The sequence below is a fragment of the Nonomuraea composti genome, from assembly GCF_012034275.1.
In the GTDB taxonomy this organism is placed as follows: Bacteria; Actinomycetota; Actinomycetes; order Streptosporangiales; family Streptosporangiaceae; genus Nonomuraea; species Nonomuraea composti.
The window spans coordinates 316,396-332,310 of sequence record NZ_JAATEP010000003.1; the positions used below are offsets into that span (position 1 = coordinate 316,396).

The 15,915-nt window shown below is 71.6% G+C and carries 12 protein-coding genes; 6 read left to right on the plus strand and 6 right to left on the minus strand.

What is annotated here, in order from left to right:
- Positions 1 to 30: 30 nt before the first annotated feature.
- A complete protein-coding gene (locus tag HCN51_RS06795; protein ID WP_168007858.1) occupies positions 31 to 1,212 on the plus strand; it encodes a TerC/Alx family metal homeostasis membrane protein in 1,182 nt (393 codons plus the stop codon).
- Positions 1,213 to 1,318: 106 nt separating this feature from the next.
- Here the strand turns inward: HCN51_RS06795 and HCN51_RS06800 are convergent, their stop codons facing one another.
- Together HCN51_RS06800 and HCN51_RS06805 are read right to left on the minus strand one after the other, a co-directional pair.
- Positions 1,319 to 4,393 (minus strand): AAA family ATPase, encoded by a 3,075-nt coding sequence (locus HCN51_RS06800; RefSeq protein WP_168007860.1) that lies wholly within the window; start codon positions 4,391 to 4,393, stop codon positions 1,319 to 1,321.
- 9 nt (positions 4,394 to 4,402) lie between these two features.
- The gene (locus HCN51_RS06805; RefSeq protein WP_168007862.1) at positions 4,403 to 5,080 is read right to left on the minus strand and encodes an LptM family lipoprotein; all 678 of its coding nucleotides are present in this window, start codon (positions 5,078 to 5,080) and stop codon (positions 4,403 to 4,405) included.
- A 249-nt stretch (positions 5,081 to 5,329) separates the two neighbouring features.
- Here HCN51_RS06805 and HCN51_RS06810 point away from each other — a divergent pair, with 249 nt between their 5' ends.
- Positions 5,330 to 5,665: a carboxymuconolactone decarboxylase family protein gene (locus HCN51_RS06810; RefSeq protein ID WP_168007864.1), complete on the plus strand. Its 336-nt coding sequence runs from the start codon at positions 5,330 to 5,332 to the stop codon at positions 5,663 to 5,665.
- On the opposite strand, the gene HCN51_RS06815 is transcribed toward HCN51_RS06810, so the two are convergent.
- Positions 5,625 to 6,782 (minus strand): PQQ-dependent sugar dehydrogenase, encoded by a 1,158-nt coding sequence (locus HCN51_RS06815; protein WP_346433556.1) that lies wholly within the window; start codon positions 6,780 to 6,782, stop codon positions 5,625 to 5,627. The two genes, HCN51_RS06810 and HCN51_RS06815, sit on opposite strands and share 41 nt — an antisense overlap.
- A 35-nt stretch (positions 6,783 to 6,817) precedes the next feature.
- Between HCN51_RS06815 and HCN51_RS06820 the strand changes: the two genes are divergently transcribed.
- On the plus strand, positions 6,818 to 7,570 hold the full coding sequence (locus HCN51_RS06820) for an SDR family NAD(P)-dependent oxidoreductase (protein ID WP_168007868.1): 753 nt from the start codon (positions 6,818 to 6,820) through the stop codon (positions 7,568 to 7,570).
- 116 nt (positions 7,571 to 7,686) lie between these two features.
- Here the strand turns inward: HCN51_RS06820 and HCN51_RS06825 are convergent, their stop codons facing one another.
- On the minus strand, positions 7,687 to 8,901 hold the full coding sequence (locus HCN51_RS06825) for an ABC transporter ATP-binding protein (protein WP_080036503.1): 1,215 nt from the start codon (positions 8,899 to 8,901) through the stop codon (positions 7,687 to 7,689).
- Between the two features lie 201 nt (positions 8,902 to 9,102).
- Between HCN51_RS06825 and HCN51_RS06830 the strand changes: the two genes are divergently transcribed.
- Positions 9,103 to 10,173 carry a LacI family DNA-binding transcriptional regulator gene (locus HCN51_RS06830; RefSeq protein WP_168007870.1) on the plus strand — a complete coding sequence of 357 codons (1,071 nt, stop codon included), beginning with the start codon at positions 9,103 to 9,105 and terminating at the stop codon, positions 10,171 to 10,173.
- Here HCN51_RS06830 and HCN51_RS06835 read toward each other — a convergent pair.
- Positions 10,145 to 11,332, minus strand: coding sequence for a 2,5-dihydroxypyridine 5,6-dioxygenase NicX family protein (locus tag HCN51_RS06835; RefSeq protein WP_206066634.1), 1,188 nt, complete (start codon positions 11,330 to 11,332; stop codon positions 10,145 to 10,147). The genes HCN51_RS06830 and HCN51_RS06835 overlap by 29 nt on opposite strands.
- 117 nt (positions 11,333 to 11,449) lie before the next feature.
- Here HCN51_RS06835 and HCN51_RS61160 point away from each other — a divergent pair, with 117 nt between their 5' ends.
- Both HCN51_RS61160 and HCN51_RS06845 read left to right on the plus strand, forming a co-directional pair.
- The gene (locus HCN51_RS61160; RefSeq protein WP_168007873.1) at positions 11,450 to 14,425 is read left to right on the plus strand and encodes an AAA family ATPase; all 2,976 of its coding nucleotides are present in this window, start codon (positions 11,450 to 11,452) and stop codon (positions 14,423 to 14,425) included.
- 3 nt (positions 14,426 to 14,428) lie between these two features.
- Complete coding sequence (locus HCN51_RS06845) at positions 14,429 to 15,313, plus strand: alpha/beta fold hydrolase (protein ID WP_168007875.1); 885 nt, start codon at positions 14,429 to 14,431, stop codon at positions 15,311 to 15,313.
- Here the strand turns inward: HCN51_RS06845 and HCN51_RS06850 are convergent.
- Positions 15,310 to 15,795 carry a glutathione peroxidase gene (locus HCN51_RS06850; RefSeq protein WP_080036498.1) on the minus strand — a complete coding sequence of 162 codons (486 nt, stop codon included), beginning with the start codon at positions 15,793 to 15,795 and terminating at the stop codon, positions 15,310 to 15,312. The genes HCN51_RS06845 and HCN51_RS06850 overlap by 4 nt on opposite strands.
- Between the last annotated feature and the right edge of the window lie 120 nt (positions 15,796 to 15,915).

A 15,915-nucleotide genomic window follows, 5' to 3' on the forward strand; every position in this document is an offset into this window, starting at 1 on the left:
TCACGACGGCCGGCACACATGGAGCTCTGAGTGCACGTTTCCGCCGCGGTGTGGTGGCTGACGATCCTGGGGATCGTCGGGCTGCTGCTGTTCGACTTCGTCTTCCACGTCCGCAAGGCGCACATCCCCACGTTGCGCGAGGCGTCGCTCTGGTCGGCCCTGTACGTGGGCGTCGCCCTGCTGTTCGGCGCCGGCGTGTGGCTCTTCGGCGGCTCCGAGCCCGGGGCGGAGTACTTCGCCGGTTACGTGACGGAGAAGGCGCTGTCGGTCGACAACCTGTTCGTCTTCCTCGTGATCATGTCGAGCTTCAAGGTGCCGCGCGCCGACCAGCAGAAGGCGCTGCTGTTCGGCATCGTCTTCTCGCTGCTCGCGCGGAGCGGGTTCATCCTGGTGGGGGCGGCGCTGATCAACATGTTCGCGTGGGTGTTCTACGCGTTCGGCCTGATCCTGCTGCTCACGGCGGGCAACCTGCTCAAGCCGGAGAGCGAGGAGGGCCACTCCCCCGACAACCTCATGGTGCGGGCGGCGCGGCGGCTGCTGCGGACCAGTGACACCTACGACGGCGACAAGCTCTTCACGGTGCAGGACGGCCGGCGGGTCATGACGCCGATGCTGCTCGTCATGATCGCCATCGGCGGCACCGACATCCTGTTCGCGCTCGACTCGATCCCGGCCATCTTCGGCCTCACCCAGAACGTCTACCTCGTCTTCACCGCGACCGCGTTCTCCCTGCTGGGGCTGCGGCAGCTCTACTTCCTCATCGACGGGCTGCTCGACCGGCTGATCTACCTGACCTACGGCCTGGCCGTCATCCTCGCGTTCATCGGCGTGAAGCTGATCCTGCACGCGCTGCACGAGAACAACGTGCCGTTCATCAACGACGGCGAGCCGGTGCCGGTGGTGGAGATCAGCACGGGCCTGTCCCTGTCGGTGATCATCGGCGTGCTGGCGGTCACGGTGCTGGCCTCGCTGGCCAGCCCCAAGGGACGGGCGCAGAACACGGTGTCCAGGGCTCGCCGGTACGCCCAGGAGTACCTGGACGTCGAGCACGACCCGGAGCTGCGCGCGGAGCTGTTCGCCAAGCTCCTCGCCGAGGAGGAGCAGCTGCGGCGGCTGCCGGAGAAGTACCGGCGGCGGATCAGGGAGCAGGACAAGCTGACGGCGCTGCTGCGGCGCGCCCACGAGGAACACGAGGAACACGAACGCGGGTGAGCACCCGGTGGAGACGGACGAGCGGGCCGGGGCGTCCGCTGGAACGCCCCGGCCCGCACGCTGTCCCCCTCGGACGGGTCACGTACGACGGGTCAGGTACGACGGGTCAGCTACGCCGGTCGATGCCGTTGTTGCCGTCGTAGCCGAGCAGCCGCATGGCCGTGTCCGGGTCCATCGCCGCGGCCAGGAGCTGGGCCCGGGCGTGGGCCTGGTCGCGTTCCCGCTCCGCCTTGGCCTGCGCCGCACGGATGCCCTTGATCGCGACGAACGCCAGCCCCGCGCCCACGATCCCCGCGACGACCACGACGAACAGCAGGAGCAGCAGCAGCCCGGGCGAGGCCACGCCGGACACGGCCGCCCCGGAGCCGTTCCCGCCCGCCAGCGTGCCCGTCACGGCGAGCGCCGCGATGACGGACAGCGCCACGAGCCCGAGCAGGCTGGCGACGACCAGCCAGACCCGGCCCGCGATCCGCCGCTTCCCCGCGCTCTGCGGCGCCGGGGCGGCGGTGGGCTCGCCGACCACGACGGGCACCACCGGCTGCGGCGCCGCCGCCGGTTGCGGGGTGGCCGCCCAGGGCACGAACTCGGGCCGGTCGGACTGCTCGGCGGGCAAGCCCGCCAGGGTGTCCTGCGCGGGCGGGCCCACGGGTGGTCCCACCGGCGGTCCTACTGGCGGTCCCACTGGCGGCACCATGGGCAGGGCCGTGCCCGGGGGCGGTGGTGGCGCCTGGATCACCGGGGCGGCGCCGGGCGGCGCCAGGTAGGCGCTCTGACCGGCCGGTGCCGCGCTCACGCTGGCCGCCACCGGCTCCTGGATCCCCGGCAGCTCGCGCTCGATGTGGCTGTGCTCCTTGTGCGCCCTGACCGCGTCCCGGTGGTAGTCCTCCAGCTCCTGGTACAGCTCGTCGGAGGCGTAGACGCTGCCGTCGAGCAGCGGCCCCGGCTCGCGGCGGATGATGGCGACCACGTCGTCGCCGTTGAGCGTCTTGTGCGTCTCCAGCGCGTGCGCCAGGCAGAGCACCTCCCTGCGGTGCTCCTGGAGCAGCTGCTCGGTCTTCTCCAGCAGCCGCACGAGGTTGAACTCGATGCGCTCGCCGAGCACGTCGGGCGTCAGGTCGGGCTGGTTGCGGCTCGGCTCCCTGTCGGTGATGCCGATGCCGCCGCCACCGCCCGGGGCCTTGCGGACGGCCTTGCCGCCCATGATCTCCAGCTCCTGGAGCGCGGGCAGCGAGGTGACGCCCGAGCCCATGCCCCAGTACGACTCCATCATCGCGGTCAGGTACGTCGCGGAGTACAGGTCGCCGGAGACGCCCGAGGAGTTGTCCTCGCCGAAGAACATGCGCTCGCCCGCCAGCGAGGCGAGGGAGACCATGATGTCGGCCTCGTGCTCGGACTTCCATCGGGTGAACTGGTCCTCGGGCTTGATCGAGGCGACCATGCCCAGGTAGTCGGCGCCCTTCTCGATGGTGGCGATGTCGATCTCGAGGTGGAAGCGGGTGACGTAGGCGACGACGGCGTGGCACGCCTCGTGCACGGCCACGGCGTGCCGCTCCCGCTCGATGTACTCGACGTCCTCGGGCGGGCCGAGCTGCTTGAGCCGCTTGGCGCGCAGCACGTCGGACCAGGTGATCACCTCGCGGCCGTCCCTGATGGCGGTGATGAGCGACTCGTTGACGAGGTCCTTGATCGTGGCGCCGGTGGCGTACGGGGTGATCGTGGCGAGTTTGTCGATCTGCTCGGGGGTGAGCTCGTGCTCGACCTTGTCGAAGTAGCCCTGGTAGGTGCGCACCCGCCCGGCCTTGGACGGGTAGCCGACCTTGTAGATGCGGTCGATGCGGCCCGGCCGCAGCAGCGCCTCGTCCAGCGCGTCGGGCCGGTTGGTGGCCATCATGACGAGGATGCGGTACTTGGGCGGCGGCTTGGGCCGCATGCCGAGCAGGCGGCGCACGAGCCGGTTGAAGAACCCGCGCGGCTTCTTCAGCCCGGACAGCTCGGTCAGCAGCGCCTGCAGCGTGCCGGGGTCGCCGCTGTTCATCATGCCGCCGCCCATCATGAAGCGGTTGCGGCGGCCCGGCTCCTCCTCGGCGCCGCGCCCGCCGCGGAAGGCGAGCAGTTGGCGGGTGGCCTCGGACATGTAGCTCATGCCGTGGCAGCCGTCGAGGCCCGTCGAGTGCCCGGCGAAGCCGCCGCCCTGGCCGGGCGGGCCCTGCTGGGCGAGCCGGCCGCGCTTGCCGAGCGAGTCGGCCTCGTCGAAGAAGACGATCACGCCGCCGTAGCGCAGGGCCAGCTTGCGCAGCTTCCTGAACAGCGACTTGACCTTGAGGATGCCGATGCCCATGAACATGTTCGTGAACGCGCCCGGGTCCACGAACACGTACGGCTTGCCGGTCTCGCCGGCCACGGCCTCGGCCATGAGGGTCTTGCCGGTGCCGGGCGGCCCCCACAGCAGCAGGCCGCTGGGGACGTACCCGCCGCGCCGCTCGATCTCGTCGGGCCGCTCCAGGAAGACGATGTTCTCCTGGACGCGCTCGACCACGTGGTCCTGGCCCCACACGTCGTGGAAGCGGGTCTTGATGTCGTCGGGGAAGTACGTCTCGACACCGCCCCTGGACAGGAACCAGAACAGGCCGACGAACTGGATGATGACGAAGAAGAACAGGAAGACGATCTGCAGGAAGAACGGCAGCGCCTGCCACAGCAGCGCGGGCGCCTGGAGCAGCGCGGCGAACGGGCTGACGTCCAGCACCGCCCCCAGCACCAGGGCGACCAGCGCGACGAAGAAGGCGATCTTCAGTGCCCGCGCGAGGCGGAAGCGGGTCCAGTCGTCGAAGCGGCGGTGCGTCCAGCGCTCGAACCCGCCGAAGACCTTCTGGCTCCAGAAGCGGTGGTAGCCGGACCAGTGCTCGCTGACGAAGAAGTGCAGCTGCCGGATCAGCTCCGCGCCGAGCAGCCAGAAGATCCACTGGTAGGCGAGCGCGATCTGCTGCGCGGCCTGCGGGAAGGTGATGATGCCCGCGAAGTCCGCCATCACCTTCCAGGTGAGGACGAGGTAGGCCAGGACGAGGGCGATGAGGAACTTGCTCCGGTCCCAGAACTGCATCTTCTTCCTGGTCACGGATTCGGGATCAGTGGGCCCGCTGCCGGGGGCGCGCAGCCCTTCGTGGTGAACTGTGGTGGTCATGAAGCTCCCTCATCCGGGCAGCCGGAGCAGCTTGAAAGAACTCGCGATCTTGTCGAACTCGGCGGCGCGCTTGGCGTAGCAGATCGCCTGGCAGCCGATGAGCATGACGGAGACCGTGGCCCCCTTCTCGTCGAGGATGGCCGTGTGGTCGAACGTCTGGACCTCGGGGCCGATCTGGTAGTTGAAGCGGACGTGCACTCCCCTGGCACCGCCGTCGAGGCTCAGGACCTCGTCGCTGATGGGCTCGAAGCGGTTGAACATCGGCATCTGGTTCGCTGCGAGGGCCTGCTGCAAATAGGCGGTGCGCATCTCCTCCGTCACCGGGAGGATGAAGTCGCGCAGCCTGTTCAGGGAGATCGAGTCCCGTTGCTCTTCCGTGAGCTGGTGCACGGCGGCGTAGACGAACGGCTCCGTCGAGCCGAGCAGGTGGTTGACCGACGGATCGGCCGACTGGTCGAAGGCCGTCGACCAGACCCGCTGCGCCCGCAGCAGCGCCGCCTGTGAGTTCGGATGGTCGCCGGACAGGTACAGCTCGATGGGGTAGGCGTCGAGCTGGGTGAACGAGGCGGGCACCTTGAAGTACGTCGTGCCGGCCTTGTCGCGTACGTAGGTGAACTCCGGCTGTCCGCACGCGGACAGCATCAGGACCGCGACCATGAGCGCGATCAAAGCCCGTGTCTTTTTCACCAGGGCTTACCTCCGCATGACGGACCAACGGAGTTGTTGTGCCCGCTTTGGAGGCAATTCAGCTCGCCGCACGATGAGAAATCTTGACCAAATCTTGGCCATCCATTGGCTTTACTTGTTACAGACCCAAAAGCCCTCCGTGCAGGGGCTGCGTCGCACCGCTACAACGTTCATGCAACCCCCATTGGTTCATCCCAGGAAGTAGCGAAAGATGTGAGGATCTCCTATCGACAAGCCCTGGAGCGGACAATGACAGAACCCGCGATGGAGACCGTCGACGGCTTCGGCATCACCGCCGAGCGCCAGTTCGCCGACCTCTGGTCACGGTCGGTGCTGACGGTCAAGGAGCGGCGCCTGCTCCTTCTCGGGCTGCTCGTCGGGCAGGGGCTGCACGACATGACCGACGTCCAGCTCGACGTGGCACTGCGGGCCGGCGAGCTGAGCGAGGCCGAGCTGCGGGAGGTGGCGGTCTTCCTCACCCACTACGCGGGCTGGGCCCGGGGCGCCCAGCTGAACGACCAGGTGGAGTCGCTGATCGAGCGGGTCAGGCGGGCTCGATCCGATAGAGCGGGCCCTGGAGGCTGAGCGCGTACAGCTCGCCGTCGGGGCCCTGGCCGAACGACGAGAGCTGGTCCACCTTGCCCACCTCGGCCGAGTCCGTCACGTCGCCGGCGGGCGCGGCCCTGACCCAGCCGGCGCAGAAGTCGCCGTACAGGAACTGCCCCCGCAGCCAGGGGATCTTCTGCCCGCGATAGACGTAACCGGCGATGACCGAGCAGTTGCCGCCCTCGCGCAGCGGGTAGACGATCACCGGCTCGACGAGATCGGGGGCGTCGCCGTCGCGGAAGCGCACCTTGCCCTCGCGCAGGCTCCACCCGTAGTTCTCGCCGCCCTTGGAGCTCGCGGGCTGGTGGTCGACCTCCTCCCACGCGTCCTGGCCGACGTCGCCGATCCACAGGTCGCCGGTGGCCCGGTCGAAGCTGAACCGCCAGGGGTTGCGCAGGCCGTAGGCCCAGATCTCGCCGCGCGCGCCCCGCCGGCCGGCGAACGGGTTGTCGCGCGGGATCGTGTACGGGTCGCCGCGCGGGTCGATGCGCACGATCTTGCCGAGCAGCGTGCGCAGGCTCTGGCCGTTGCGCTGGGGGTCGCCCGCGCTGCCGCCGTCGCCGAAGGCGATGTAGAGGTAGCCGTCGGGGCCGAAGGCGAGCTGGCCGCCGTTGTGGTTGGCGTACGGCTGGTCCTGCTTGAGCACGTCGCGCCGGCCGGTCGCCCGCTCGCCGTCGTAGGCCCACTCGGTGATGTGGGTGTCACCCCGCGCGTCGGTCCAGTCGAGGTAGAGCCAGCGGCCCGTGGGGTGGAAGGCGACGCCGAGCAGGCCCTGCTCGTTGCCCGAGCTCACCTCGCCGGACAGGTCGATCACGGTCTTGCCGTCGGTGGTGCGCAGCCGGCCCGTCTGCTCGGCCACGTAGAGCCGGTCGTCGCCCTTGCGCACGGCGAACGCGACCGGCCGCTCCAGCTCGGCGATCTTCGTGAAGCGCAGCTCGCCCCGCTCGGGCGTGGCCTGCTGCGGCTCGGGCAGGCTCGTGCGCTCGGCCGGCGAAGGGGCGGTGCTCCCCGGGGCGCGGGTCGCCGACCCGGCCGGTTGCTCGGGCGTGCAGGCGGTGAGGGCCATCAGGACGAGCCCGGCCACGACGAGGCGCACGTTGCCCATCCTGCCACGACCGTTAAGGTGCAGGCATGCCAACCGCACTGATCACGGGCGCGACGGCCGGAATCGGCGCCGCCTTCGCCCGCCACCTGGCCGCCGAGGCCTACTCGCTCGTCCTCGTGGCGCGCGACGAGCAGCGCCTCGCCAAGACCGCCGACCAGCTCAAGCTCCGGTACGGCGTCAGCGTCGAGGTGCTGCCCGCCGACCTGTCCACCGAAGACGGCCTGACCAGGGTGGAGTCGAGGCTGCGCGACGGCGTCGACCTGCTGGTCAACAACGCCGGCTTCGGCAACGCGGGCAGCTTCCCCGACGTGCCGGTGGCCAACGAGCTGCGCATGCTCAAGGTGCACTGCGAGGCCGTGCTGCGGCTGACGCTGGCGGTGCTGCCCGGCATGCGCGAGCGCGACCGGGGCGCGATCGTGAACGTGTCGTCGGCCGGCGCGTTCTTCCCGAGCGCCAGCACCTACAGCGCGTCGAAGGCGTGGGTGGTCAACTTCAGCGAGTCGGCCGCGAGCACGCTGAGCAGGTCGCGCATCAGGGTCATGGCGCTGTGCCCCGGCTTCGTGCGCACCGAGTTCCACCAGCGGGCCTCGATGGACTCCTCGGCCATCCCGTGGTTCCTGTGGCTGAAGGCCGACGACGTGGTGCGCGCGGCGATGCGGGACCTGGCGCTGGGCAAGCGGGTGTCGGTCCCGGACGTGCGGTACAAGGTCCTCCTCGCGATCGGCCGGCTCGTGCCGCGAAGCCTCCAGAACATGGTGGCCGCGCGCATCGCGCACTGAATCCCGTACCGGAGCAAAAAGGCGGGCCCCCGCCGCGGGAGGGGGTCGCGGTGGGGGCCCAGGCGGTCGCGGGCTCACGCCCGCGGCCGGGAACAGGATGTCAGGGGCTCAGCGGCTCAGCGGTTGGCCTCGTGGCCGATCGACAGGCCGGAGGCCGGGTCGAAGAAGTGCAGGTTGTGCGTGTCGACGACCAGGTCGATGCTCTGGCCGGGGCGCACGTGGCTGCGGGCGTTGACGCGGGCGGTCCACAGGGACTTGTCGCCGGTCAGCGGCAGCGAGGCGTCCTCGTCGTCGCCCGCGTCGGCGGCGGCGACGGTGTCCTTGTGCTCGACCGGCGGGGCGTCGATCAGGAACAGGACGTTGATCTCGGAGCCCAGCTCCTCGGTGACCTCCGCCTTGACGGGCAGCGTGGCCCAGCCGTTGGCGTGGTTGCCGGCGGAGGCGGCGTCCTCGAAGTCGGACGGGCGGATGCCCAGGATGATCTTCTTGCCGATGTACTGGTCGAGGCCCGGCTTGTCGGAGAAGGTCGACTCGGGGATCGGCAGCTTGATGTCGGCGAAGGCCACGGCGGGGCCGCCGTCGCCGCGGACCAGCTCGGCGGTGACGAAGTTCATCGACGGCGAGCCCATGAAGCCGGCCACGAACAGGTTCACCGGCTTGTCGAACAGGTTCTGCGGGGTGTCGACCTGCTGCAGCAGGCCGTCGCGCAGGACGCAGACGCGGTCGCCGAGGGTCATGGCCTCGACCTGGTCGTGCGTCACGTAGACGGTGGTGACGCCGAGGCGCTCGTGCATCTGGTTGAGCGAGGCGCGCATGGAGACGCGGAGCTTGGCGTCGAGGTTGGACAGCGGCTCGTCCATGAGGAAGGCCTGCGGCTCACGGACGATGGCGCGGCCCATGGCGACACGCTGGCGCTGACCACCGGACAGGGCGGCCGGCTTGCGCTTGAGGTAGGTCTCCAGGCCGAGCATCTTGGCGGCCTCGTTGACCCGCTTCTGGATCTCCGGCTTCGGCATCTTGCGCAGCTTGAGGCCGAAAGCGAGGTTCTCCTCGACGGTCATGTGGGGGTAGAGCGCGTAGTTCTGGAAGACCATCGCGATGTCGCGGTCCTTGGGCGGCAGGTGGTTGACCACCTTGTCGCCGATGGCGATCTCGCCACCGCTGATGTCCTCCAGGCCCGCGATCATCCGGAGCGCGGTCGACTTACCGCAACCGGAAGGACCGACCAGCACCATGAACTCGCCATCCTTGATCTCAAGGTTGAGCCCGTTCACGGCCTTTACGCCACCGGCGTAGATCTTGTCGACGTTCGTCAGAACGATGGATGCCATGACATTCCTTCGCGCTCCAGGGCGGATGGCCCGGATGGTCCCGTCAGATCCACTCGCGCGGAGTGAATCTCCCACTCGGCGTGGATACGTTTTCAAGCATCTCACCCGAAACGGACATCGGTGTCAAGGGTTATGGCGTGACCAGCCCTTGTCCTCACAGGTGGCTTCCCGTTTTCGCGGAACCATGATGGAATCGTTTCCATGGAGAAGCGGGCGACGATCAAGGATGTGGCGGAGGCGGCCGGCGTGGGCGTCGCCACCGTCTCCCGCGTGCTGTCGGGCGGCTCGGCCAGCCCGCGCACCAGGGAGCGCGTGCTGGCCGTGGCCGCCCAGCTCGACTACCGCCCCAGCGCGCTGGGCCGCAACCTGCGCCAGCGCCGCACCGGCGGCATGGGCCTGCTCGTCCCCGACCTCACCGACACCTTCTACGCCCAGTTCGCCGAGGGCGTGCTCGCCTGCGCCCGCTCGGCCGGCGAGCCCGTCGTGCTCGGCTCCACCGGCGGCGACCCCGAGCAGGAGGCCGAGCTGATCGGCATGCTCCTGGAGCAGAGCGTCGACCGCCTCATCGCCGTCCCCTCCGGCGACGAGGACACCTGGGCACCCGCGGTCCGCGCGGGCATGACGGTCGTCTTCGCCGACCGCCTGCCCGCCCGGCCCTTCTCCGAGGACGACGACCCGGCCGCCACGGCCGTCAACGACCTCATGCTCCTCGACGGCCTGGCCGCTCCCCCGCCCGCCGCCCACCGCCCGCCCGAGCTGCCGTCCGTGCTCGCCGACGACCGGGCCGGCATCCGTACGGCGGTCCGCTACCTGCGCGGCCTCGGCCACCGGCGCATCGCCTTCCTCGGCGGCCCTGGCCACGACCGGCGGGTGGCGGCGTTCAGGGAGGCCGTCGGCGCGCCCGTGGACGAGGAGCTGGTCGTGTTCGGCACCGGCAGCCGCGACTCCGCCTACGCCGCCGCCTCCGGCCTGTTCCAGAGCCGCCCCGACCTGTCGGCGGTCGTCGCCGGCGGGAACGTGCTGGGCGAGGCGGCGGTGCTGGCCGCCAGGGAGCTGGACCTGCGGGTGCCGCGCGACGTGTCGCTCGTCATGTACGACGACGTGCCCTGGGCCGAGCTGTGCTCGCCGCCCCTGACGGTGATCGCCCAGCCGGGCCGCGACATGGGCTACCGGGCGGCCGAGCTGGTGCTGCGCTCGGGCGGCAGGAGGGCCCGCTCCGTCGTGCTGCCCACGGAGCTCATCATCAGGGGAAGCTGCGGCCCCCACCGCTAGGATCGCCGTAGGGGCCGCTCGCCCACCGCTGCCCGAGCCCCGTGTAGCGGCGTGGCAGGATCATCACCGGGTTGTCGTCGAGGATCACCTCCGGCGGCCCGAACCGCGCCGCCACCTCTCTGACCTCGGGCTCGTCGAGCAGCAGCAGCCGCCCCCGCTCCACGAACGTCTCCCCGTCCACGATCACCGTCGGCCGGTCCACCTGGCAGTCGCAGTGCGCGAACCCCGGCCCCGTCGTCACCGGCACGCCGTCGGTCAGCCCGTCCAGGCCGCAGTAGAAGGCGCCCGCGTGCTTCTCCCGCTCGAACTGCGTGCCGCCCGCCACCCGCACCTTCGGGTTCAGCCCGAACAGGGCGTGCCGCATGTAGAAGCCGCCGGGCGCGTAGCGGCGCAGCTGCCCGGCGGCGGCGCCGCCCTCGATCTTGCGGACCAGGTTGCCCTCCAGCGTGACGCGCAGCGGCTCCTCCGGCACGCCGGTGACCGTGCTGTCCTCCACGACGAGCACCCCTTCCGTGCCGGTCGGCCAGAAGTTCACGCCCCCGTACGGGAACGGCCGCCAGTCGCCGGGCCGCAACCCGTCCGGGCCGGCGTCCTCGAAAGTGACGCCCGAGAACGTCAGGTCCGTGCCGCGCGCGGACGTCACCCTGATCGAGGACGCCCCGGACAGCCGGCGCAGCGCCACCGCCACCAGCGCGTGGAAGACCTGCACCGGCAGGCGCGCCCCGGTCAGCAGCGCGCCGGCCGTGGCCGTCATGTGCAGGGACAGGAACCGCACCGAACGGGCGGCGATCTGGTCGAAGAACAGCGGCGCCGTGTGCACCTCGCCCCACCAGGTGCCGCTGATCACGACGTCCGCCTCGTGGAAGGCGGCCGTCTCGATCGGCAGCGGCGCCTCACGGTCCCAGCCGCCCGCGCTGAACGGCGGCACCGACAGGATGCGCACGTCCGCGTCACGCAGGGCCGCCGCCGCGGCGATCGCCTGCACCACCACCGGGTCCACCGTGTGCTCCATCATCAGCAGCACCCGCTCGCCCGCCGCCAGCCGCACGTACTCGCACAGGTTGTGCGCGCCGGGCATCAGCTCGACGATCGCGTACGGGGCCGCGGCCGGCTCGGCGACATAGCTGAAGGGCGATCCGGCGTACGGATTGGTCGTCATTCGCGCGTCTCCCTCGACCATACGTTCTCAGAGCGTTCGTTACCCACCGTGACGAAGCCGTACTCTTCGTGCCCGCCCGGGCGAACAGGCCGGTCAGGGCCTCTACAGTGGACGTCTGTGCTGTTCGGAAGATCGGCGGAGATCGCCGCCATCGAAGACGTGATCTCCCGGGCCCGCTCCGGCGCGGGCTCCGCACTGGTGCTGCGCGGCGAGGCCGGGGTGGGCAAGACGGCCCTGCTCGACCTCGCCGTCACCCGGCGCGGCGACCTGCGCGTGCTCCGCACGACCGGCGTCGAGCCCGAGTCCGACCTCGCCTTCGCCGCCCTCCACCAGCTCCTGCGCCCGGTCGCCGGCCTCCTGGACGCCCTGCCCGAGCCGCAGCGCGCGGCCGTGGGCGGTGCTCTCGGGCTCGGCGGCGGCGCCTCCGGCGACCGCTTCCTGCTGGCGGCGGGCGTCCTGTCGCTGCTGGCGGAGGCCGCCGCGCCGCACGGGCTCGTGTGCGTGGTGGACGACTTCCAATGGGTGGACCGGGCCTCCGCCGACGCCCTCCTGTTCGCCGCCCGGCGCCTCGGCACGGAACGCATCGCGATGCTCCTGGCCGTACGCGGCGACACGCCGCTGAAGGGCGTCCCGTCCCTGCCGATCGACGGCCTGCCCGAACCCGCCGCCACCGGACTCCTCAACGCCGCCGCACCCGCACCCTGGCAGGAGGACACAGCGGCGTCCCATGCCGCCGCTGGAACCGGCGTGCCGGGCGTCGGGGTGCCGGATGCGAGGGTGGCCGGGGCGGGTGTGCCGGAGGATGGTGCGGGAGGCGGGATGGCGCCTGGGGTGCGGCGGGAGCTTGCGGCGCTGACCGGGGGCAATCCCCTGGCCCTGCGCGAGACCGTGCGGCGGTTGAGCCCCGGGCAGCTCGCCGGGCGGGAGCCGCTGCCGGACCCGTTGCCCGGCGGCACAAGGCTCTTCGGGGAGCAGGTGGCGGCGCTGTCCGGGGAGGCCCGGCTGGTCGCGCTGCTCGCGGCCCTGGAGGGCGATCTCGACGTGGTGCTGCGCGCCGCCGCACGGATGGGCGCGGGACGGGAGGCGTTGCACGAGCTGGAGGCGGCCGGGCTGGCGCGGGTCGAGGGCCCGTCCGTACGGTTCCGCCACCCGCTCGTACGGTCGGCCGTGCACGAGGCCGCCACCCCGGCGGACCGGCGCGAGGCGCACCGGGCGCTGGCCGGTCAGGCGGAGGGGGACCGGCGCGCCTGGCACCTGGCGGCGGCGACGCTGGGCCAGGACGAGAGCGTCGCCGCCGCGCTCGCCGAGACGGCCGCGCGGGCCCGCGACCGCGGCGGGTACGGCGACGCCGCCACCGCCCTGGCCAGGGCCGCCGAGCTGACCCCCGCCCCGGCGGTGCGGGCGGCCCGGCTCAAGGACGCCGCGGTGGCGGCCTGGCTGGGCGGCCGTCCGGGGCAGGCGGAGTCCCTGCTGGCGGAGGCGAGGGAGCACGCGGCCGGTGACGCGGCGCTGGGGATGGAGCTGGCCCAGCTGCGCGGCCGGTTCGAGCTGAACTCGGGCAGCGCCGCCGAGGCCGTGCGCATCCTGGCGGCGGGTGACAGCCTGGACATGCTGGCCGACGCGGCGGAGGCGGCCTCGTACGCGGGCGACACGGCCGCCATCGTCGAGATCGGCCGCCGCGCGTCGTCCCACCCGGAGGGCTTCCTGCGCGACGTCCTGACCGGCATCGGCCTGACCCTGTCCGGCGGCACCTTCCCCGACGCCCCGCCCCCTGACGCCTCCGGCCTCCGCCGTCCAGCAGGTCCCCCTGGTGCGGGCCAGACGCAGACGCACGAGGGCACGCCCACGCGGGCGCCGCGCGCCGTACCTCACAAGCAGGCGCGAGCCGACCGCACGGTGCGTCACGAGCAAGCGCACGCCGGCCGCACCACGCCCCACGGCCACGAGACCGCGCACGCGCTCCTCAGGCGGGCGCTGGCGCGGGCCGATGAGCTGAGTGAGGCCGCCGGATTGCTGTGGGCGACGGCGGCGGCGAGCTACCTGGGTGAGGCCGACCTGTCGGCCGAGCTGGCCGCCAGGGCCGGGCGGGTGGCGAGGGTGTCGGGGATGGTGGGGCAGTTGCCGGTGGTGCTGGAGTTCGTGGCGACGGCGGAGCGGGTCGCGGGCCGGCTGGCGGAGAGCCAGGCGGTTTCGGAGGAGGGGCTGGAGCTGGCCCGCGAGGCCGGTTACGGCAACACGGTGGCCGCGCACCTGGCCAATCTCGCGGTGCTGGCGGCGTTGCGGGGCGAGGAGGACGAGTGCCGCCGGCTGGCTCAGGAGGCGCTGGCGATCGCGCTGCCGCATCGGGTGGGCCTGCGGGCGGGGGTGGCCGCGTACGCGCTGGCGATGCTGGATCTGGGGCTGGGCCGGTTCGCGGCGGCGCACGACCGGTTCGTGGCGATCGCGGCGGCGGGGCCGGGTGCGGGGCATCCGACGGTGGTGTGGCGCTCGACGCCGGACCGGATCGAGGCGGCGGTGGGCGCGGGCGACCTGGAGGCGGCGGGGGCGGCGCTGGAGGCGTACGAGCGGTGGTCGGCGAACGCGGCGACGCCCGAGTCGCGGGCGTTGCTGGCCAGGTGCCGGGCGCAGGTCGCGGACGGCACGGAGGGGTTGGAGGAGGCGCTGCGGCTGCACGGGAACCCGTACGAGGCGGCCAGGACGGCGCTGCTGCTGGGTGAGCGGCTGCGCAGGGCGCACCGGCCGGGTGAGGCGCGCCCGCACCTGCGTGCGGCGCTGGAGACGTTCCAGCGGGCGGGTGCGCGGCCGTGGGCGCGGCGGGCGCGGGGCGAGCTGCGCGCGGCGGGCGAGAGCGCCGAGCCGGCGGCGACCGCTCCGGCGCTGGACGTGCTGACCCCGCAGGAGCTGCGCATCGCGGGACTGGTGGCGGACGGCCTGTCCAGCAAGGAGATCGCCGCGCAGCTGTTCCTCAGCCCTCGTACGGTCGAGTACCACCTGTACAAGATCTATCCGAAGCTGGGCATCGGTACCCGTACGGAGCTGGCGCGGCTAGTAGTTCTACGGAAGGCACCCGTGGCCGGACCGGACATGCTCTGAGGCATGCGAAACGACATCTGGAGTGAAGAGTTCGGCAGCGCCGCCGACGAGCCGATCCTGCTGATCATGGGTTCGATGTCGCAGGGGGTCCTGTGGCCGGACGAGTTCGTGGGCAGGCTGACGGCCGGCGGGCGGCGGGTGATCCGGTACGACCACCGCGACACGGGCCGTTCCCGCACGTACGACTTCGGGAAGGAGCCGTACACGTGGGAGGACATCAAGGACGACGTGTACCGGGTGATGGACGCGCACGGGCTGGACAGCGCGCACCTGGTGTGCCATTCGGCGGGCGGGCTGCTGGGCCAGTTGGTCGCGGTGGAGCGGCCGGAGCGGGTGCGGACGCTGACGGTGATCGGGTCCTCGCCGCTCGGCGGGGGTGAGGGCGGGGTGATCATGCGGGCGCTGATGGGGCAGCCGCAGCCGGAGGGCAGCCTGCCGGAGCCGACGCCGGCGTTCGTGGACTTCTTCCGCGCGCTGATCGCCGCTCCGCCGGCGACGAGCCGGCGGGAGCGGATCGAGACGATGATCGCCGAGCAGCGGGTGCTGCACGGCGACGCGCTGCCGTTCGACGAGGACGCGGCCCGCCGCCTTCAGGAGCGTATCTACGACCGGGCGCGCGACCTGGACGCCGTGGTCAACCACCGCCTGGCCGCCGCGGCCCGGCCGGACTTCGAGCCGGTGGGCGTGCTGCACCGGATCAAGGCGCCCACGCTGGTCATCGAGGGCACGCATGAGCCGGCCAAGCCCGGGCACGGCGCGCTCATCGCCGCGGGCATCCCCGGCGCGCGGCTGCTGATGATCGAGGGTATGGGGCACACGCTGCCGCCGGAGGTGCACGAGGAGCTGGCGGAGGCCGTCCTCGCGCACACCTCGGCGGCGAAAGGCTAGAGCAGTTTCTCGATGGCCGAGGTGATCGCCGGGTCTTCGGGCGCGGTGCGGGGGCGGAAGCGGGCGACGACCCGCCCCTGCCCGTCGATCAGGAACTTCTCGAAGTTCCACTGGACGTCGCCCGCCTCGCCCTGCTCGTCGGGCGTGCTCGTGAGCTCGGCGTAGAGCGGGTGCCGGCCGGGGCCGTTGACCTCGGCCTTCTCCAGCAGCGGGAAGTCCACGCCGTACGTGGTGGAGCAGAAGTGCTGGATCTCCTTGGCCGTGCCGGGCTCCTGGCCGCCGAACTGGTTGCAGGGCATGCCGATCACGGTGAAGCCGCGCGGGCCGTACTGCTCCTGGAGCTTGACCAGGCCGGTGTACTGCGGGGTGAGCCCGCATCTGGAGGCCACGTTCACGATGAGGGCGGGCTTGCCGCCGGTCAGCTCGGCGAGCGTGGTCGGCTCGTCCGAGAGGGTGCGAAGCGGGATGTCGCTGAGGCTCATGTTCTGACCCTACAGAACGAGTCAGGGCCAAAATTGTGACGCACTTCTCATTTTTCGGACAAATCCGCAAGAAAAGGTATATATCGAGATCTTTACTGACGATCTACGTAGTCATGGTCA